Source organism: Saprospiraceae bacterium (assembly GCA_016716185.1).
In the GTDB taxonomy this organism is placed as follows: domain Bacteria; phylum Bacteroidota; class Bacteroidia; order Chitinophagales; family Saprospiraceae; genus Vicinibacter.
On sequence record JADJWV010000002.1, the window covers coordinates 1896153 to 1914937 of the forward strand.

The 18785-nt window shown below is 39.3% G+C and carries 14 protein-coding genes; 7 read left to right on the forward strand and 7 right to left on the reverse strand.

The window, feature by feature from the left end:
- The first annotated feature begins 237 nt into the window (after nucleotides 1–237).
- From IPM34_09355 to IPM34_09365, 3 genes are all read left to right on the forward strand, one after another.
- Nucleotides 238–2355, forward strand: coding sequence for a hypothetical protein (locus IPM34_09355; GenBank protein ID MBK8955751.1), 2118 nt, complete (start codon nucleotides 238–240; stop codon nucleotides 2353–2355).
- A gap of 214 nt (nucleotides 2356–2569) precedes the next feature.
- The gene (locus IPM34_09360) at nucleotides 2570–4420 is read left to right on the forward strand and encodes a ComEC/Rec2 family competence protein (protein ID MBK8955752.1); all 1851 of its coding nucleotides are present in this window, start codon (nucleotides 2570–2572) and stop codon (nucleotides 4418–4420) included.
- Nucleotides 4413–5288 carry a helix-hairpin-helix domain-containing protein gene (locus tag IPM34_09365; GenBank protein MBK8955753.1) on the forward strand — a complete coding sequence of 292 codons (876 nt, stop codon included), beginning with the start codon at nucleotides 4413–4415 and terminating at the stop codon, nucleotides 5286–5288. The genes IPM34_09360 and IPM34_09365 overlap by 8 nt, the downstream gene beginning before the upstream one ends.
- Here the strand turns inward: IPM34_09365 and fbp are convergent.
- Nucleotides 5280–6269 (reverse strand): class 1 fructose-bisphosphatase, encoded by a 990-nt coding sequence (gene fbp, locus IPM34_09370; GenBank protein ID MBK8955754.1) that lies wholly within the window; start codon nucleotides 6267–6269, stop codon nucleotides 5280–5282. The two genes, IPM34_09365 and fbp, sit on opposite strands and share 9 nt — an antisense overlap.
- Before the next feature lie 74 nt (nucleotides 6270–6343).
- On the opposite strand from fbp, the gene IPM34_09375 reads away from it, so the two are divergent.
- Both IPM34_09375 and IPM34_09380 read left to right on the forward strand, forming a co-directional pair.
- Nucleotides 6344–8110, forward strand: a complete 1767-nt coding sequence (locus tag IPM34_09375; GenBank protein ID MBK8955755.1) for an ABC transporter ATP-binding protein — start codon at nucleotides 6344–6346, stop codon at nucleotides 8108–8110.
- A gap of 42 nt (nucleotides 8111–8152) precedes the next feature.
- Nucleotides 8153–8497 carry a DUF3276 family protein gene (locus IPM34_09380; protein ID MBK8955756.1) on the forward strand — a complete coding sequence of 115 codons (345 nt, stop codon included), beginning with the start codon at nucleotides 8153–8155 and terminating at the stop codon, nucleotides 8495–8497.
- A 170-nt stretch (nucleotides 8498–8667) separates the two neighbouring features.
- On the opposite strand, the gene IPM34_09385 is transcribed toward IPM34_09380, so the two are convergent.
- From IPM34_09385 to IPM34_09400, 4 genes are all read right to left on the reverse strand, one after another.
- Entirely contained in the window at nucleotides 8668–9909 is a 1242-nt protein-coding gene (locus tag IPM34_09385) for a hypothetical protein (protein MBK8955757.1), read from the reverse strand.
- Nucleotides 9910–10028: 119 nt separating this feature from the next.
- Nucleotides 10029–10913, reverse strand: a complete 885-nt coding sequence (locus IPM34_09390; protein ID MBK8955758.1) for a nucleotidyltransferase — start codon at nucleotides 10911–10913, stop codon at nucleotides 10029–10031.
- Between the two features lie 136 nt (nucleotides 10914–11049).
- The gene (locus IPM34_09395; GenBank protein MBK8955759.1) at nucleotides 11050–12603 is read right to left on the reverse strand and encodes a DUF1501 domain-containing protein; all 1554 of its coding nucleotides are present in this window, start codon (nucleotides 12601–12603) and stop codon (nucleotides 11050–11052) included.
- Nucleotides 12604–12617: 14 nt separating this feature from the next.
- Nucleotides 12618–14294 carry a DUF1800 domain-containing protein gene (locus IPM34_09400; protein ID MBK8955760.1) on the reverse strand — a complete coding sequence of 559 codons (1677 nt, stop codon included), beginning with the start codon at nucleotides 14292–14294 and terminating at the stop codon, nucleotides 12618–12620.
- A gap of 179 nt (nucleotides 14295–14473) precedes the next feature.
- Here IPM34_09400 and IPM34_09405 point away from each other — a divergent pair, with 179 nt between their 5' ends.
- A complete protein-coding gene (locus tag IPM34_09405) occupies nucleotides 14474–15475 on the forward strand; it encodes an NAD(P)/FAD-dependent oxidoreductase (protein ID MBK8955761.1) in 1002 nt (333 codons plus the stop codon).
- A 28-nt stretch (nucleotides 15476–15503) separates the two neighbouring features.
- On the forward strand, nucleotides 15504–15821 hold the full coding sequence (locus IPM34_09410; GenBank protein ID MBK8955762.1) for a 2Fe-2S iron-sulfur cluster binding domain-containing protein: 318 nt from the start codon (nucleotides 15504–15506) through the stop codon (nucleotides 15819–15821).
- A 23-nt stretch (nucleotides 15822–15844) separates the two neighbouring features.
- Here the strand turns inward: IPM34_09410 and IPM34_09415 are convergent, their stop codons facing one another.
- A complete protein-coding gene (locus IPM34_09415) occupies nucleotides 15845–16690 on the reverse strand; it encodes a mechanosensitive ion channel (GenBank protein ID MBK8955763.1) in 846 nt (281 codons plus the stop codon).
- A 36-nt stretch (nucleotides 16691–16726) separates the two neighbouring features.
- A complete protein-coding gene (locus IPM34_09420) occupies nucleotides 16727–18679 on the reverse strand; it encodes an OmpA family protein (GenBank protein MBK8955764.1) in 1953 nt (650 codons plus the stop codon).
- Nucleotides 18680–18785: the final 106 nt, after the last annotated feature.

The following is an 18785-nucleotide window of genomic DNA, read 5'->3' on the forward strand; positions in this document are numbered from 1 at the left end:
ACAATCCAAAGATTTCGTTTATGAAAAAGACCCGTTGATTTTGAACAAACACTTAGCATATTTTGTACAACATTTCTAAAAAAGGATAAATACCCGTTTAACCCGGTCATAAGGCTATGTTTGGCAACGGGAATTTCTCGTAAATTTAAATAAAGTTGATACATATCTCGTTGAATAATAAATCTTTAAAGTTAAATTTTGGTTATTATCATCAACAAAATATCAATTTGTTGATCTTTGCCGAGATTTAAACGCAAAATGGATCAAATTAGTTTTCAATATTCACCCTGGTACCTGCTGCTGTTTCTGGTAATCGCGAGCGGTATCTCGTATTTGGTCTATTCGAAAAAAGCAGCATTTTCTGATAAAAGTCCACTTCAACTAACCCTGTTAGCGGCTTTGCGGGCATTTGCCATATTCCTCTTACTTGTATTATTACTGAACCCAATCCTGAAATCATTAACAGAATACAGCAACAGGCCTATTTTGGTTTTTGCGCAAGACGGGAGTCGTTCGGTTACTCACAAATTGAAAAACGACCTGAGCGCTTATTTAAGTGCGCGCGACCAAATGCTCGATGAACTGAAGGAAAACTTTGATGTTCAGACCTTGGATTTGAGCGACAAAATTCATACGGTAAAGCGGGATAGTTTCGATGGGCATTCTTCTGACTTAAATTCTCTTTTTGAATATTGCTCTGATCATCTGGACGTAAGTAATGTCAAAGCCATTGTACTCGCGAGTGATGGAATTTACAACCAGGGAAAAAATCCGCTATACAATTCCATATTAAAGCAAATTCCCGTTTATACCATTTTACAGGGTGATACCACTCAATCTAAAGATCTTTCGATAGTAAATATTTTTCATAACGAAATCATACATGCCGGCGATGAATTTATTGCACAGATCGATCTCAAGGCATTTAACTGCAATCCAACAAAAACTCAAATTACGCTCAAAGAATATAAGAACGATACCTGGCAAACACTACAAGTACAGCCGATCGATATTTCTGACTTAAACTATTTTCAAACTTTTGATTTCAGGCTAAGCACAAATTTGGCCGGTATATATCGATACAAAGCAGAGCTTGGCATAGTTTCAGGAGAATCAAACAGCCTGAATAATACCAGAGAATTTTACGTACAGGTACTCGATTCCAAAATTAAAATACTAATCCTGGCAAACAGCCCACATCCAGATATATCTGCAATCAGATCTGCATTGCAAGCCAATAAAAATTATCAGGTCGAACTGAGCTTTATATCAGACTTAAAGTTCAATACAGATAAAGTTCAAGCCATTATTCTCCATCAAATTCCGAGCTTTCTTGCTAATTCCGGCAGAATTCAAAACCTGCTTTCCAATAAAAACATTCCCTTGCTTTATGTGCTTGGCGAATCAACACAGATAAGTGAATTTAATAAATTGCAAAGCGAAATCAGAATACAAGCAGCTACCAAAGGAATCAATGAGGCTTTACCTGTGATCAACAATGATTTTAAAAGCTTTACCCTATCGCCGGACATCCTGGACCATGTAGAAAAATTTCCGCCCTTAAATGCTCCATTTGGCACTTATGAGCAACAAAGCTCCGTAAGTACTTTGCTGTACCAGAAAATCGGACGCGTCGAAACCAAATTTCCGTTGTGGGCCCTATCCGACCAAAACGGGATAAGGAGTGCTTTTATTTTTGGAGATGGGATCTGGAAATGGAGACTAAGTGAATTCAATTCCACAGGTCTTACTTCCGCTACAGACGAAATTATTTCTCAAACTTTGCAATTTATTACTACTAAAAATGATGACCGGAGATTAAGAGTTAAGCCCGCAAAAAACATATTTGCATCGGGAGAGCATCTCCGATTCAATGCAGAGTTTTACAACGATAATTTCACCAGGATCAATGATGCGGATCTGCATTTCGAACTGATTGATTTCAATAAAAACAAATACCCTTTTGTTTTTTCAAAAGAACTCGATTTCTACACTTTAAATTGCGGTAGTTTCCCCCCGGGAGAGTATCGTTATCAAGCGAAGATCAGCTGGAATCAAAAAGAATACCAACAAGAAGGTAGATTTGCAATTTCTGGTTTTGAATTGGAAACTGCAAATACCACAGCAGATCATGCGCTGCTCAGAAATATAGCACTCAATTCCGCTGGAAAATCCTATTCCATAGACCAACTGAAACAACTGAGTCAGGATTTAAAGACTAGCCACTTGCATAAGCCCACGGTTTACTTTAATATGGAATTCAAACCATTGATCCATTCCAAATGGTTGTTTGTATTTGCCTTTCTGCTACTTGCCATCGAATGGTTTCTTAGGAGGTACTGGGGAAGTTATTAGTAAAGTCCGGATGACTTGTTGATCCCTTTTATTGTAATTTAAAACTCCACATTCTATTGAATCATTTTTCCGGATTTTATAATTCATTTGTAACCGTTTAAATAAGCAGAATTGCTTTTTTAATAAATTGTTTAAACAGTTTAATAGATATACCTCTTATAAGTAAAGGCCTAAACTTTCAGAAGCTAATTTTGCAGTTATCTGAACACACCCTATGTTGTACGCATTGGTAGCAAGGCCATTCGTATTCCTGTTTGGCGTATTGCTGTTTTTTTTTGCGATTCGCTGCTCATTGATGTATATTCCGCAAATAAAACTCTATTGTCTCTCCGGAGCAGTCTTATTCCTTTTACTTGGTTTTTGTTCCTCAGCTCATATTCACAAAGTTAGTTTTATCATGCTCAGCGCTGCCATGGTATGTTGCTTGAGAGTTCTCCAGGATGAGCATACGGCCATTGAAACATATACTTCTATTGTTACTCCTGAAGATGGTTGGTATTCACTGCTGATTGAAAATCACTTCAAGTATAAGAATCGCGAAGTATTTAATGCTACTCTAACTCACCAAAAAATAAAAATAAAAACTCAGATCACAATATGGAATGCAAAAACCAGCCAACAAGCCTTTTCCGGCGACACCATACAGGCAGCATTAAAGTTTTCAAAAACACAACAATCCCCCAACAAGTATATATTTCCTTACGACCAATATCTATTCGAGAAGAATATTTATTTAAAAGCCCATTGTTCAGTCAACACGTACATGATCAAAAGTAATTCAGGTTTTTCTGTGATGCGTGTCTCACAACAAATAAGCCATTATTTAAGAAATATCGCCACGAAATACCAGGTATCGGATCTAACCGAACAATTGTTGAATGGGATATTATTAGGGGATAAAACAAGCATGGATAAAGAGACAAAAGAGGCATTTAGAACGGGTGGCATTTCGCATATTCTGGCAGTGTCGGGCATGCATTTGGGTATTTTGTATATGTTGCTCAGTTTCCTTTTCTCGCAAGTTCGAAAATTATTCAAAGGTTTATCCAGGCGCTTAGAAATAACGATGACATTTACGTTCATCTGGATGTTTACTTTGGTAACAGGAATGGGCGTTGCCGTCTGCCGGGCGGCATTGATGCTCAGTATCTACCTGCTTGGAAAAATTCTCCGCAGACAAAATCATTCCTTGAATACGCTATTTGCCACTGCATTTTTCCTGGCATTTTATGATCCCTCCCATTTTAAAGACATTGGTTATCAACTGTCCTGTTTGGCTATGTTAGGCATTTTCTGGTTATCAAAATATTTCAGCTTGCTGTATATTCCTGTCAATCGCTGGTCACAATATTTTTGGCAGGTGGTTTCAGTATCATTTAGCGTGCAGCTGATCATATTACCCGTTTGTCTTTACCATTTTTCATCTGCACCCACATATTTCTTATTAAGCAATTTAATGTGGGCTCCGCTAACCCCTATACTGATGGTATTGGGAATATTGGCCTGGATAGGCGATTTTATAGCTCCACCCTTCGCAGATCTGATGATGCAAATTTGCGATTGGCTTATAAACAAGTCCATGTTTCTGTTAAACCAGATAAATACATGGCCCCATGCATTGATAGAAAATCTTTGGTTTGAATTGGAAGACGGAATTGCCTTTGGAATGCTGTTTTTACTTTTCAAAATATATCTCCAAACCAGGAACCGGAGCTATATGGCCACTCAGGTTCTTATATTGGTTGTTGTCATGAGTCACCAGTACTACCGGGAAAACCAAATTTACAAAACTAAAAAGTTTGTCATTTATCCAAAAGGGCAATCTACTGCTTACCTGGTTTTGCAAAAAGGTCAAGGTTATACAACAGATTTAAAAATCGCCCCTTTGGAAACTTATTTAAAAAGAAATTATATCTCTACTTTAACACTGGTCAGTAATTTGGAAATTCTGCAGCTCTTCCCCATTAAAAATGAAAGCATAAAAGAGCCAGATTGCTTAGATAAAACAGGATGTGCTCAGCTTCCTCACTCCGAAACCCTTCAAATATGGCATTCTGATGAATAAATCGGCACTTGAAAAATATTACCTTACTAAAACCGAATTACATGGCTTACAGGTTTTGGTTATTATATCGTTGCTATATACAGGATGGATCGCTCATTTAGGAAATCAGTTTTCATCTGCACAGATAAGCCAAAAACAAGCCGAATCAGTACTGATGGATACCATTTCTAAAAATAATTATAATCATTTCATAAATGCGAAACTGACTCCGGCAGAACATTCCTTATTTGAATTTGATCCAAATAACTTAAGCGAACAGGAAGCCATTCAATTGGGCATTCCTATCAAAGCCTTCCGAAATCTCCAAAAATACAAGGCAAAGGGTGGCCGGATTAAATCAGAAACGCAATTCAAAAACATCTATGGCATGGATACTGCGGTTTATTCAATCCTAAAACCCTATATCAAAATAACTCAGGAAAAAGACCCTCTTCTACCAATCAGGAAAGCACAAAGCCAGGATAGTATTTACGATATCAATACCATTGAAATCAGACAACTGCTCTACAAATTAAATATCGATTACAAAATCGCTTATCGAATCCTGAATTTCAGAAATGCTTTGGGTGGATTTTATAGTCTGGACCAACTTCATGAAATTTATGGAATTGAGGATAGCACGATTACACGCATTCAAAAAAAATTAGCAGTACGAAGTATGCATCAAAAATTCAACATGGATCAAATTCCCTTAGACAGCCTTGGAAAACACCCTTACATCAAATACAAAACTGCCAGATTGATTGGTAAATACAGGGAACAACATGGAACCATTCATTCCATTCAGGAATTGCAACTCATCATACCGGATACCCAACAGTTCCGTAAAATCACCCGGTATTTTTATGGTTTAAAAGATTTAAATTGAAGACAGAAAAGATAGCGCTTTTTGAACATTTGCTTTTGATCCAATGAGTACCGGAGACCGTTGATGTAATTTTTGTATTGGAATTTCCAAAACAGGCAGTCCGGCCTCATTCACACACATTCCACCGGCTTGTTCGATCACGTATCCCATGGGGTTGCATTCATACAACATTCGCAATTTCCCCTCCGGACTTTTTGATGTCGAAGGGTATATAAATATACCTCCCAGACATAGGGTGCGATGAACATCTGCAACCATCGAACCGATGTATCTGAGCATCATGTGTTGATCTGCACAATCATTGACGTAATTCTGCATTCCAGGATTAAACTGTCTGTAATAGCCCTGGTTGATGGAGTAAATTTTGCCTTGATCGGGAATTCTCATATCCGGGTGACTAAGGCAGAATTCCCCAATTCCCCGATCATAAGTAAATCCATTCACACCCTTACCAGTAGAGTATACAAACATGGTGGAGGTTCCATAAAGAATGTATCCTGCTGCAACAAGATTTCGACCTGTTTGTAAAAAATCGCGAATTTCCAGCTCATTGCCCTTCCCGGTGACGCGCTTATAAATTCCAAATATGGTTCCAACGCTGATATTGACATCGATGTTGGAAGATCCATCCAGCGGATCCATCATGACGACGTATTTATGAGATCTGTTTTGTCTGCTTTCGAAAGCTACAAATTCCTCGAGTTCTTCAGATGCCACGCCTGCACAAACTCCACTTTTCTGCAGATACTCGATCATGAGGTCGTTGGCATAAATATCGAGTTTCTGAACGGTATCGCCAGTGGCATTGACCTGACCATCGACCCCAAGAATGTCCATGAGCCCTGCTTTATTTACAATCCTGTTGATGATCTTACCGGCGATGCCAATGTGTCTCAAAAGGTCGCTGAATTCGCCCCCGGCATCATCGATACCACCTTGATTTTCAATGATAAATTCATCAAGGGTAATACGTCTCTTCATGTTTGAAATTTGTGATAAAGTTAAGATTAATGACGAAATGAAATCGATTACCTTTACGAACTTAAACCGAAGTCTTGAAGCAACTTTTTAGCCTGAACAAGTATTTCAGCAAGTATAAAAACAAATTATTGCTGGGAATTTTGTTTGTGGTCTTGTCCAATGTATTCAGGGTATTACAGCCTCAGGTTATTCGCGAAGCACTGAATGAAATTCTGGCATTTATGGAATCTTCACCGGAAGCGAGGAATCCTGAGCAACTCACCCAATCTTTGATGAAGTTTGGATTCTATATTTTTTTGTTTGCTGTTTTAATGGGCCTATTCATGTTTATGATGAGACAAACCATTATTGTCATGTCCAGACTGATCGAATACGATATGCGCAGTGCGCTGTTCAAACACTATCTTCAACTGGATGCCAGTTTTTATAAGAAAAATAAAACCGGCGACTTGATGTCGCGCATTGTAGAAGATGTAAATAAAGTAAGAATGTATCTCGGTCCGGCGATGTTATACGGAATCAACCTGATCAGTCTGGTACTGATCGTAATCATCACGATGTTCAATGTCAATCCGAAGTTATCGGTATACACCCTTTTGCCATTGCCCATTTTATCCTATATCATCTACATCGTCAGCGATAAAATTCATAAAAAGAGCGAAACGATACAGGCCCAATTAGCGGCTTTAACTACAAAAAGTCAGGAATCGTTCAGCGGCATTAGAATTGTCAAATCTTACGCAACGGAAAATTCATGGAGCAAAGATTTCGAATCAAGTTCGATGAAATACAAGAATGATTTCTTATCGCTTGCCAGGATCGACAGTTTGTTTTTTCCATCGATGTTGTTGCTTATTGGTTTATCTACCCTTATTGCCATTTATGTTGGTGGCCTCAATGTCTACAATGGAAGCGTGACCGCAGGTAATATTGCAGAATTTGTGATTTATGTGACCATGCTTACCTGGCCGGTTTCTGCCATTGGCTGGTGTGCCTCCATCATCCAACAGGCAGAAGCCTCACAAAAGCGGATCAATGATTTTCTCTCTACCGAACCTCAGATCGATCAGACGGGTGAATTATATCAACCTGAGTTTGTTCCGGAATTCAGGTTTACAAATGTTAGTTTCACGTATCCGGATTCAGGAATAAAAGCACTGCAACATATAAATCTTGTGATCAAACCCGGCCAAAAAATCGGACTGGTAGGCAGAACTGCATCGGGCAAATCGACGATCGCTGAATTGTTGCTCAGAATTTACGACGTTGAATCTGGAATTCTTAGCGTTGATGGCCGAACGATTCAAAATATTAGACCACATTCAGTCAGATCTGTTATTTCGTACATACCACAGGATTTGTTTTTATTTTCTGACAGCATCGAAGAAAATATCAGGTTTGGCAATCCGGATTTGAATCTTGCCGAAATTGAAAAAGCGGCCAGGTTTGCACAGATTCACGAAGATATTCTTGGATTCCAAGGGGCTTATCAGGCTTTGCTTGGAGAGCGAGGTGTTAATGTTTCCGGAGGCCAGAAACAACGCCTTGGCCTGGCCAGAGCCTTGTTAAAGAGCTCTAAATTGGTCATCATGGACGATTGTCTTTCAGCAGTCGATTCTGAAACCGAGCTGAATTTTCTGGACCAACTCGAAAAAAGTCTCGAAAACAGATCCCTGCTTTTTATTACGCAAAGAATACGACAGACCGCTTTTTTGGATTATATCTATGTATTGGACCAAGGCAGAATCGTCCAGGAAGGCCAATTTGATAAGCTACTTTTGGAAGAAGGCCTTTTTAAAACGCTGTATACCATTGAAAATCAGAATAATTATACTGGATAATTGAAAAATGGCTATTTTTACCATAGAATAAAAATCAAAGCTGTGGAAGGGGACAAACATATTGACAATATTTTCTCCAAAAAATTAAAGGCGGGAAAACGCAGAACCTATTTCTTCGATATTCGCAGAACCAAATCCAATGATTATTTTATCTCCATCACCGAGAGCACTAAAAAGTTCAACAGCGATAGTTATGAGCGCCATAAAATTTTCGTTTATAAAGAGGATTTTAATCGCTTCATTCAAAACTTACAGGAAGTCGTAGACCAGGTCAAAACCAAGTACATGCCTGACTTTGATTACGATGAATTTGCCAAGAGGGAAGAAGAATGGCAAAACAGTAAGAACAACAATCCTTCGGAAGAGCATCAAGAACCCCATTGGTAATTTGTAATTATTTGTACCGTCCGAGAAAGAATGTTACCCTTTGGACGCTTAAGCTCTATTGAATGACCGGATTTCCTGCAAATTCATGTAACCGCTCCTTTGTATTCATAACTCCAATGCTTTCATCGTATTCTAATAACCAATACTTAAGTTGAAAGCTTCGTGCATATCTAAAACACGGCTAGTTTTAAGTTTTCGCTTCCAGCCATGACCAAAAACATTCCTTTCAATTGAAGAGATTCAATAGAAACCAGCTTTTCGTTTGAACGCCATATCAATTTACCAGATAAATCCCTGATTAGTAATTCATGTGGGCCTTCATTGATGATTTGTTTTGTATTTATCCTTAGATTTTTGTGAGCCGTATATTCGACGTGTTTGATTTGGCTGTATCCAAAAAACTCAAGATCGCCGATCCATTTCAACCGGTAGTAATAATTTCCCGGGATTTTTAGCCGATCCTGGATATTGTATTGCTCTCCTGATTTTTGGAAAGGCAATTGATGCAGGGCGAGCCATTCCTGATTCCCCAATTTTCTTTCTATGATTAGTTCTTTACAACTAAAGCCCAAATTCCAGCGAATAGTTACTAAATCCTTTTCCAATTGAAGCTCAAAATGAATTTCGTTAGCATCTAACATAGATTGCACATTTTCAACACAGGACTGGTTGTCAAGAAAATCCTGAATAACCTCCAGACTTGGCTGATTCCAGGGTCTGTGCGCAATAGAGTTCATGATGTTTACTTCGTTATTGTAATGAAGCGATCCTGCAGCGTGACCAATCCATTCATGCGAAGACAAATCTTCATTAGAATCTTCATCCTGAACAAATCCAACCAACGCACCTCCAGGCAAACACAGAGCATCTACAAAAGAGATTCCCTGGTTGGTATAATGGCCCGTGTAAAAAATATAGGTATCTCTGGAACCCGGATATCCCTGGGCATCGACCCAATCGTAAAAATTGATCAGTGTTTCTGCGATACTACTACCATAAGAAAATGGTGTCTGCCCATCAAAAAAAACATATTCAGGTTCTATGATGATATCCCAATCATCCGCAGCTGCGTTAAAATCATTTTGAATATTGGCGATCAGTTGATTTAAAACAAAGATGACACTATCATTTTGATTATAAGCTCCTGTCCTCCTTCTTTCGTAACTGGTATCCACATAGATCCTGACATCCATATTCTCAGAAGCTGACCGAAAATCCATTCTGAATAAATTTTGCTCGCTTTTGATACTATAAAATGAGTCTAATTTTTCAGCATAAGTAGCATAAAGACATTCCGCATAAAAATTTGCCGGAGTGAATTGGTCCTGCCATTTAAGCCACTGAGAAAGGCTGGTATTAGAACAAATGATGCAAACAGCAATGACCCAAACAAATCTGATGAAGTGTTTCATGCTTTCAAATTTGGTGTGAAGCTTTTAAATTGATCAGACCTAAAATCTGAAAATCAATGTTAAGTTATAAAATATAATTGAATTCCGGCCGGACTATTTAACGGAAGTTCCACAAAGCCTTAAAATTTGGCTGGATAAAGCCCCTGTTCAATCATTTTCAAAAAGGCAGTTTCTACAGCAGGTTTATCTTCCTGATACGTGACACCATACCATTTGGATCCGGAAGGAACAACATCGATAAGTTTATTTTGCTCATGCATGAGTCGCTGGATCACATCAGGAATATAGAACTCGGATGCGGCATCCTGTCCATTTGATTTTAGAAAATCTATAAAATAGAGTTCTGACCAGCAGAAAAAGTCAGATTGCAAAGCCCACATGTTCATGGATACGAGTGTTCCTTCATCCAATATAGTCTCCTTCCCATGTTCTGTAAAAGAAATCACAGGACTGCTTTGAATGTTTCTGCATTCTTTTATTTCAATTAATCGCTTGTTTGAATCAACTTTACAAACCCCTCTGTTCACACTTCCATTTTCAGAAAGGGTGTCCACAATAGGGTAAGCAATCAAAGCATAGTGATTGCTATTTTTCAATATCTGGTAGAGAACCATCAGGGCTTCCCTACCATAAAAATCATCTGCATTGATTACGCCAAACGGACCAGCAATTTCATTTCGAGCTACCCAAACAGCATGAGCTGTGCCCCACGGCTTGGATCGTTCGGGTATTGTAAAGTCCAAATCGGGAAGCTCATCCGTTTCCTGAAAGACATATTTTAAGCGGACTTTCGCGCTCCATTTTTGATCCATCTGCGCTATAAAAGCATCTGCAAAAGACCTCCGAATGACAAAAACAATCTCTTCAAATCCTGCAAGTACGGCATCGTAAATTGAAAAATCAATTATGGTTTGTCCACCCGGACCAAAACTGTCCATTTGTTTGAGGCCACCATACCGGCTTCCCATGCCTGCTGCTAAAATCAATAATGACGGCTGTGCCATAGCTATAGTAGTGAATTCAGTGCAATATTAGTCAAAATCCAAACGGTATAATTGCATAAAAAAAACCGGAGTAAGAAATAACTCACTCCGGCTATTGAAAACAAAAATTCTTATGCGTTAATTGCTCATTTCCAAGTTACATCTTGACAAGCAATTTTGTATTCTGGGTATGATCAGAGGCCAATCGAATAAAGTAATTGCCCGGTTTCAAATCTTCGATATTCAACTCCATTTGGTGTTGACCACTTTGCATTCTGCCTGAATACAACAATTTAATTTCTGAACCCAACGGATCAAATACACTGATCCTGATAAATTCATTTGCCGATTCAAAAGATAAATTGATTTTGCGTTCTGCAGGGTTTGGATAAGCATTGAATACAAATTTAAAATCTCTGCCCTGATCGTCATTGGCTACCGGAGAACAGCCTTCGATGATTGGAAGCTTTTGGAACTCAGCAAACAGCAGTTCGCTGACCACAGAAGCAGGAAGCTCAAACCAGTCCATCAAAATGGAAGCATATACAGATCTGAAGTCATACTGCATGGCGACGCCTTCATCATTTCCAACAACGCTGTTTATAATTGGATTGGAACCAAGAATTCCGGGATTGATGCAATTCCCAAAAAGGAATAGAGGAGCAGCCGAGCCATGATCGGTTCCGGTTGAATCGTTGGCCTTAATTCTTCTTCCAAATTCAGAAAAAGTCATTCCGATAACACGTTTCTCGTTGCCTGATTTTTCGATCTCTGATTGGAATCCCGCTATTGCTTCAGATACACTTTGTAACAAGTTGGCGTGTGTCCCGATTTCATGATCATCCGGATCGCATTGTGCGGAGTGCGTATCAAAGCCCCCAAGGCTCACTACATATACTTTTGTACGCATTCCACCTTTGATCAACTGAGCTACGATATTTAATTGGTCCAACAACCTGTTTCCAGTGGTTGCAATGGTTCCACCTGCATTGGAATAAGCATCCTTGATTACATCCGTGTAGTCATTGGTTTGTTTAAAAGTGTTGATCAAGTACTTTAACTCGATGCCGTAGTTGGTCGTCGGGGGATTGTTTGCAAACTGCGGTTCTTCAATCAAAGCCATGGTGGCCGGATCGTTGATGGCCAGACTGAAGTTTGCAACAGGACCCTGGCAGGTTTGAGAAACCAATGATCCAATAGTGATCGCATGAGGATCAGGAAAATCCGCATTCGGGTAACCACCAGGATAGCTTGCATGATCGTTGTAAAAATACCTTCCCAACCAACCTCTGGGTTCCATCTTCTCAGCACTGGAACCAGAAGTCCAGATATCGGTCGATCTGAAATGCGACCTGTTTTGATTTGGATATCCCACCGATTGAATCAGTCGAAGTTTGCCTGCATCGTATACGGATTTGAGTGCGCCCATTGATGGATGCAACGCCAGATCATCCCTTAGTTTTATCCCTAAAGTTTCTTTTATGAGAATTTTATTTCTCGCGATATCGAGGTTGGTGTACTGGTCCAATGGCAAAACCATGTTTAAACCATCATTACCTCCGGTCATTTGGATCAAAACCAAAATGCGATCGTTGTCGGGATTTACAAAATCCAAAAATGAATTGCGAGCAACTGCACCCACAGGAATTCCGTTGATCAGCATCGGAACCGAAGCTGCAGTACTGAGCTGTATAAAAGATCTTCTTTTCATAGTATCATTCAGTTTTAACTTAAGTAATATTCAGGCATTGCTAATAAAGATACGAACAACGGTTTAAGCCTGGTTTCTACGGCTGTTCGTGCCTGGGCATTTCCTGGATTTGCTTTATAATTATTCCAGGTACTGGCCCATTGATTTTCATTCATTGGTCCTAAAAGCCTTGCTTTCAGGAAAGCTATTTGTTCGTTCTCGATGGGCTTTGGTAACAAATGCCCGACAACATCATCGATCAACATCGTTGCATTCTGTGGTGCACTGAACTTTTCCACATATCCAATGAGATCCAGGCCAAATAACTGGCCTTGAATATTTCTTACCCTTCTGGTTTTGTTTGCCATTGAAGTAGTGAATGCATTCCGGATGGGTAAGGTGACTGAATTCACCCAGATTTCGTGATAATTGGGTTCCTGATAGTATGGAGTCCAACCTGCCACGCTGGGAAGGTTAAAATACAACTGCTCCATTCCTGTTGTACTGCGATAAAGATCGAGGAATAAATTATATTTATCTGTAGTTGTCGTAGGTGCATTCAGACCCATCGTTTTTGCGGTATTGAACACAAATTCGTATGGCATTCTAATAAGGCTACCCAATGCTTCATCTGTATAAAAATGTTCGCTGGCCAATAAGGTCCTGACTACAGGAGCAATATCAAATCCATTGGCAATTAGTACATCGGCAAGGCCTTCAATAATTTGATTTTTAATATCCTCGCTCACTTTGTAATAGACAAAATATCGATAAAGTTTGGTACAAATAAACGTGGCTGCTTCCCTCTTTTCGAACAATAAGTTTACCACATCTTTATACTCTTCTGCCCCGTTATTATTAATTGTTTTATTGCCAAAGCGATGAGAAAGCTGCTTGACTGAGGTATCATGTTGCCCTGCATTAAACTGCACTTTGGGATAAATATTTGCATCTCTCCTGTCTATGCCCCAACCAGTTAAAGCCTTGGCAAGCGCCAAAACATCTTGTTCTGTAAATGTAGTATAATCACCAGGCCCTGCCAGTTCACCTTTTCCAAGAGTAAAAAGCTCCATGAGCTCTCTTGCATAGTTTTCATTGGGTGCCCTTTTGAGATTTTGCGCACCATTCAAATAGATCAACATGGCTTTATCGATGGTAATTTGTTTGGTGAGTTCTTTAAAGTTACCAAGGGCATTCGATCTCAAAAGTTTTATATAATCATAACTGTATCGGGGATCATAAATCTCCGAAACCACGAAGTGATTATGCCAGAATAGTGTCATCTTTTCAGTAATCGATACCCCTTCGTTAAAGATCAATTGCATCAACCAGGAAAAAAGAGAATTTTCCTTTAAATTCACAAGTCCCTGCACTTCTGGATGCAGATTTTTATCTACCCAAACATCATCCAGATTGAGATCCGGATCATCGGGTGTATTCGAATACAAAACGGGAGGTGCCGGGTCCGGTTGTTTTACAAACAACTTGTCCAGAGTTAATTCAAGTCCATCAGACACGGCCTGTTGGATTTGGGCATGACTGGGTCCAAACATAGCCCGTCTTAAGAGGTGCGCGGCAGATTGATAATTCCAGGGTCCTGAATAGGGACTCAATCCTCCGGCAACCGGTAGTGCATCTTCCTGGAGTTTCCAGCCGGAAGTGGCTGCTGATTCGACTCCAAAAAACTTTTTCAATGTGGCTCTTCTGTCCATTATTTAAAATCTTAAGGTGTAAAAAATTTTTTAATTACTCAATGTTGACTCTTATTAAACGGAAAAGTTTAATAAAATCTAAAGATATGGTTAAAATTTCTTGTGAAAAGTTAAAAAATTATGATTCCCCGGTCAGGTTTTGCGCGGTTACATTTGTGTAGCTTTGCGGCTTCTTAACTATGGATAAAACCGATATTATTATCATTGGAGCCGGGCCGTGTGGTTTGTTTACCGTATTTGAAGCTGGCCTCTTAAAGTTAAAATGTCATCTCGTCGATTATTTACCTGCCCCGGGTGGCCAGTTGTCTGAGATCTATCCGAAGAAACCCATTTACGATATTCCGGGACATCCCATGATCCTGGCTAAAGATTTGGTTTCCAATCTGCTTGAACAAATTGAACCTTTTAATCCTCAATTTACACTGGGAGAGCGGGTCGAAAGTCTTGAAAAAAGTGAAGCAGGGATGTTCTTGCTGAAAACACATACCGGTACCACATTGCAGGCTCCTGTAGTCATCATTGCAGCCGGACTGGGTTGCTTTGAACCCAGGAAACCCGAAATTTCCAATCTGTCTGAATACGAAACAAAGGGAGTAGACTATATCGTCAAGGAACCTGAATTATTCAGGAATAAAAAACTGGTGATTGCCGGTGGTGGAGACAGCGCTTTGGATTGGTGTATTCATTTATCAGATCTGGCAGAACAGATAACCCTGGTTCACCGGAGAACGGAATTCAGAGCTGCTCCCGAATCGATTTCCAAACTTGCGGAACTGGAAGCTGAAAAAAAGTTACAGATCATCCTGAATGCTGAGGTTACTGAATTGAAAGGCGACCAACATTTGCAATCGGTTGCAATAAAGTCTGAAACCGGAATTCTGGAGCTGGAATGTGATCATTTCCTGCCTTTGTTTGGGCTCAGTCCGAAACTTGGGCCTATATCTGATTGGGGGCTAGCTGTTGATAAAAACGCCATTACCGTGAATCCTACAGACTACAGCACCAATGTTGAAGGTATATTCGCTGTAGGAGACATCAATACGTATGAAGGGAAACTAAAACTGATCTTATGTGGATTTCACGAAGCTACACTTGCCGTTCAATCGGCTTATAAAATTATCCACAAAGGTCAAAAGCCAAGTTTTAAATACACCACTGTAACAGGCATCAACAAAATCTAAAACATTCCGTTAATATTGGATCACACGGATGGATACCTTACTCATTAAAGTCATTGACAAGAATAAACAAGTTCAGGAACTCGAACTTCCCAACGATCCCGCGTATTCGCTGATGGAATTGTTCCGTGCCTGCGAACTCCCGGTTTTAGGCACTTGTGGCGGCATGGCGCTTTGTGCTTCCTGCCATATCTTCGTACATTCAGCAACTCTGCTTCCGCCGATGAACGACGATGAAAAACAATTGTTGGACAGCCTTCCAAACAGCCAGGAAAATTCCAGGCTTTCATGTCAGATTCCGGTATCAGAAAATATCAACGGATTGGTCTGTGAATTGGCATCTGAATAAATGCATTCCCTTCAAAAAAGACTTCAGGCTTTATTCTCGAGCAACAAAATGATTTTCGAAATTATTTTGTCCTTTAAATTATGGTGGGAAATAGACTTATCAGCATGTCTGAAAATATAATCAATACTCAGAGAAATGCAATCCCTGGTCATGTTGCTAAAATAAACTTTAATACTTTGTATTAGAGCTTCTGAAACCAATTCACGTGTTGCTTTTTCAATGATTTCCTCGATTTCCCTACGCTTTCCTGCTATGGTAATTGGCAGTTCCATGTCGAGATGCAAACAGTAACTTTCCTTTTGGCTAAAATTAATGATGTCGCTAAAATATGCCGAAGAGTTTGGGATGTTGATCAATTGATTGTTATTTGATAAAACGATTTTATGAATATTAAGATCGTGTACTCTCCCCTCTTTGTCTTTTATTTTCACATAATCTCCAATGGCTATATCTCTCGAAAAACTTAAATTAATGCCACATATGACATCCATTACCAATTCCTTCGAAATGATGGCAAGCGCTGCAGCAACGATACTCAAGGCAGTCAGAAGTTCTTTGAGTTTCAAGCCAAAGATTCCAAGCATTAATAAAACAAATGCAAAAACAGTGACCAGATAATAGATGTTCCGTAAACCGATAATGACGTTATCTGAAAACTTATGTCCCAGTTTTTTTCGCTTCCTGTATATGTATTGGGTCAAGCGGATAACTATATTCAAAGAAAGCCAGAAAACACCAAACGTAAACAAGGATCTCAGCAAATGAGATTCTTCGATCCTTGCCTCAAGAATTTCACTACCCAGGCCTTCTTTGATACCGATTAAAGCCAGAAGCAGGCATAATTTTAAAATAAACTTTACAAAAATCATTTCAAATAATTCACATGGCAATATACCGAATCTATTTTACTTATCGGGTATCAACTGAAAGGTCGACCGTCTGTTGAACTGGTGTTGGGTTTCTGTACAAAGCTGACATTCGCACGAAGCCGCTGGAAATTCTGAACCAAAGCCTTTATAGGTCATTCTGGTTTCAGCAACGCCATTTTGCTGCAACCATTGAACTGCTGAACGAGCTCTTTTTTCAGACAGCTCCTTATTGTAATCCGGGAGCCCCCGACAATCTGTGTGTGAACCTATTAAAACATTCACTTTAGGATTCTTAAGCATGATATCCCTCAATTCCAAAAGGGAGGCAACGGCATCTTCCCTGATATCCCACTTATCAAAATCGTAGTATAATTCTTTCAGTAAAAATTCTTTGTTGTATACTAAAGGAATTAATTCATAAACCAATTCCATCGTGAAAGTACTATCCCGATCCAACACAGGAGCATCAGGTGTTGCAAACATGATATCCCGGTTAAGATATCCAGGCCTGGTTATAACAAATTCGAATTTCGTATCCTGTTGTAATTTCAGGGTTAATATTTTACCAGAACCTGTATTAAAGTTCATTTTACTGGACTTGTCGATAAAGTTTATACTATCCAATATTTTCTGCTCAGAACCAGCATATGAACCAGGTTCAACAAATTTAATTTTTGCCAGGATCTCGAATTTGTAATTCGGCTTTTCAGGCCACGGACTGGTTTCTTCAACCTTTTCGCTAACAGATACCATGTAAATACGATCCAAGCCGGAATCGCCTCTGTTGGAAGAAAAATATGCACGCATCACTTCCCTTTCCTTTCGCGGTGATGCGGTATCTACAAAAAAATGAAAATCATCGGCTTCTGAATTGATTGGATTCCTTAAATTGACTGGCGGTGCCCACTGTCCTGTTGAAGTTAAGTGCGTTTTAAATATATCTAAACCTCCCATGCCGGTGATCCCGGAACTGCTAAAAAATAGCGTATCGCCATACCACACCGGAAAAACTTCATCGCCATCAGTATTGATACTTTCACCAAAATTGACAGGATCAGACCAATCCTCTCCGCTTTTAATCATATAAAACAAATCAAATTTACCTTCGCCTTTTATGTGATCAGAACTAAACACAAATATGGAATCGGAAGCATGCATGGCAGGATGCATCTGACTGGAAGGTTCTTCAAAAAAAATCATTTCTTCAGGTTCAGACCAGGACTGTCTATTTCGAGTGCTTTCATAAATTTTGCATAACTCCTTTCCATTAATAATTTTATCGCAGCGCGTCATAAAAAATCGCATGGACTTATCACTATAACAAAAGGCACCTTCGTTAGCAGGTGAATTAAAAAAATCAAAAGATTTCACTGTCTCCCCAGCTTTGACAAATAAATCTGAAAATGGTCTTCCGGTCCATTCGAATTTATTTTTTTGCTTTAAAGTTTCTTTCCATTTTTCAGCAACAAACAACCATTCATCACCTGAAAATTTTTGATAACCGTAAGCGCTTCCATCAAAATTTAAACCACGAACTTCAGAAACCTGGTAGCTGTAATTGGTGGGAGTTTGAGACCATTGCTGCATGAGCTTGCAAATCTGAATGTCTTTTCTAACTTCAGAGGGTCTCTTAATTTCATCGCCGTACAGTCCAAAAGCATTAGCCGCAGCTTCATACTCTCCATTAAATTTGAGCGCAACGGCATATTCCCTCAAGGCATCCGGTCCGAAATTCAGATCATACGCCGTCCTGAACCAATACAAAGCCTGGGTATAATCGGAAGCGAATTTGGCACATAAACCCAATTTATATGCTTTCTCAGCTTTTTCAGCTTCGCTAGGGGACTGTGTATACTCTGATTTATAAAACGATGCTGCTTTGGCATACTGTTTTACACTAAATGCCTGATCACCAGTTCGGATCTTGTATTGATAACTACAAGAGTACAAACAAACTATAAAAAACACTATGAATATCCTTGAATTCATCAGATCCATTCGACATTATTCAAACAAGGATAACGAAAATTCGTTCGAAGATTTTATGATTGTATATAAAATACTGAGTCCGGTAAAACAATTTAACAAATAAGCC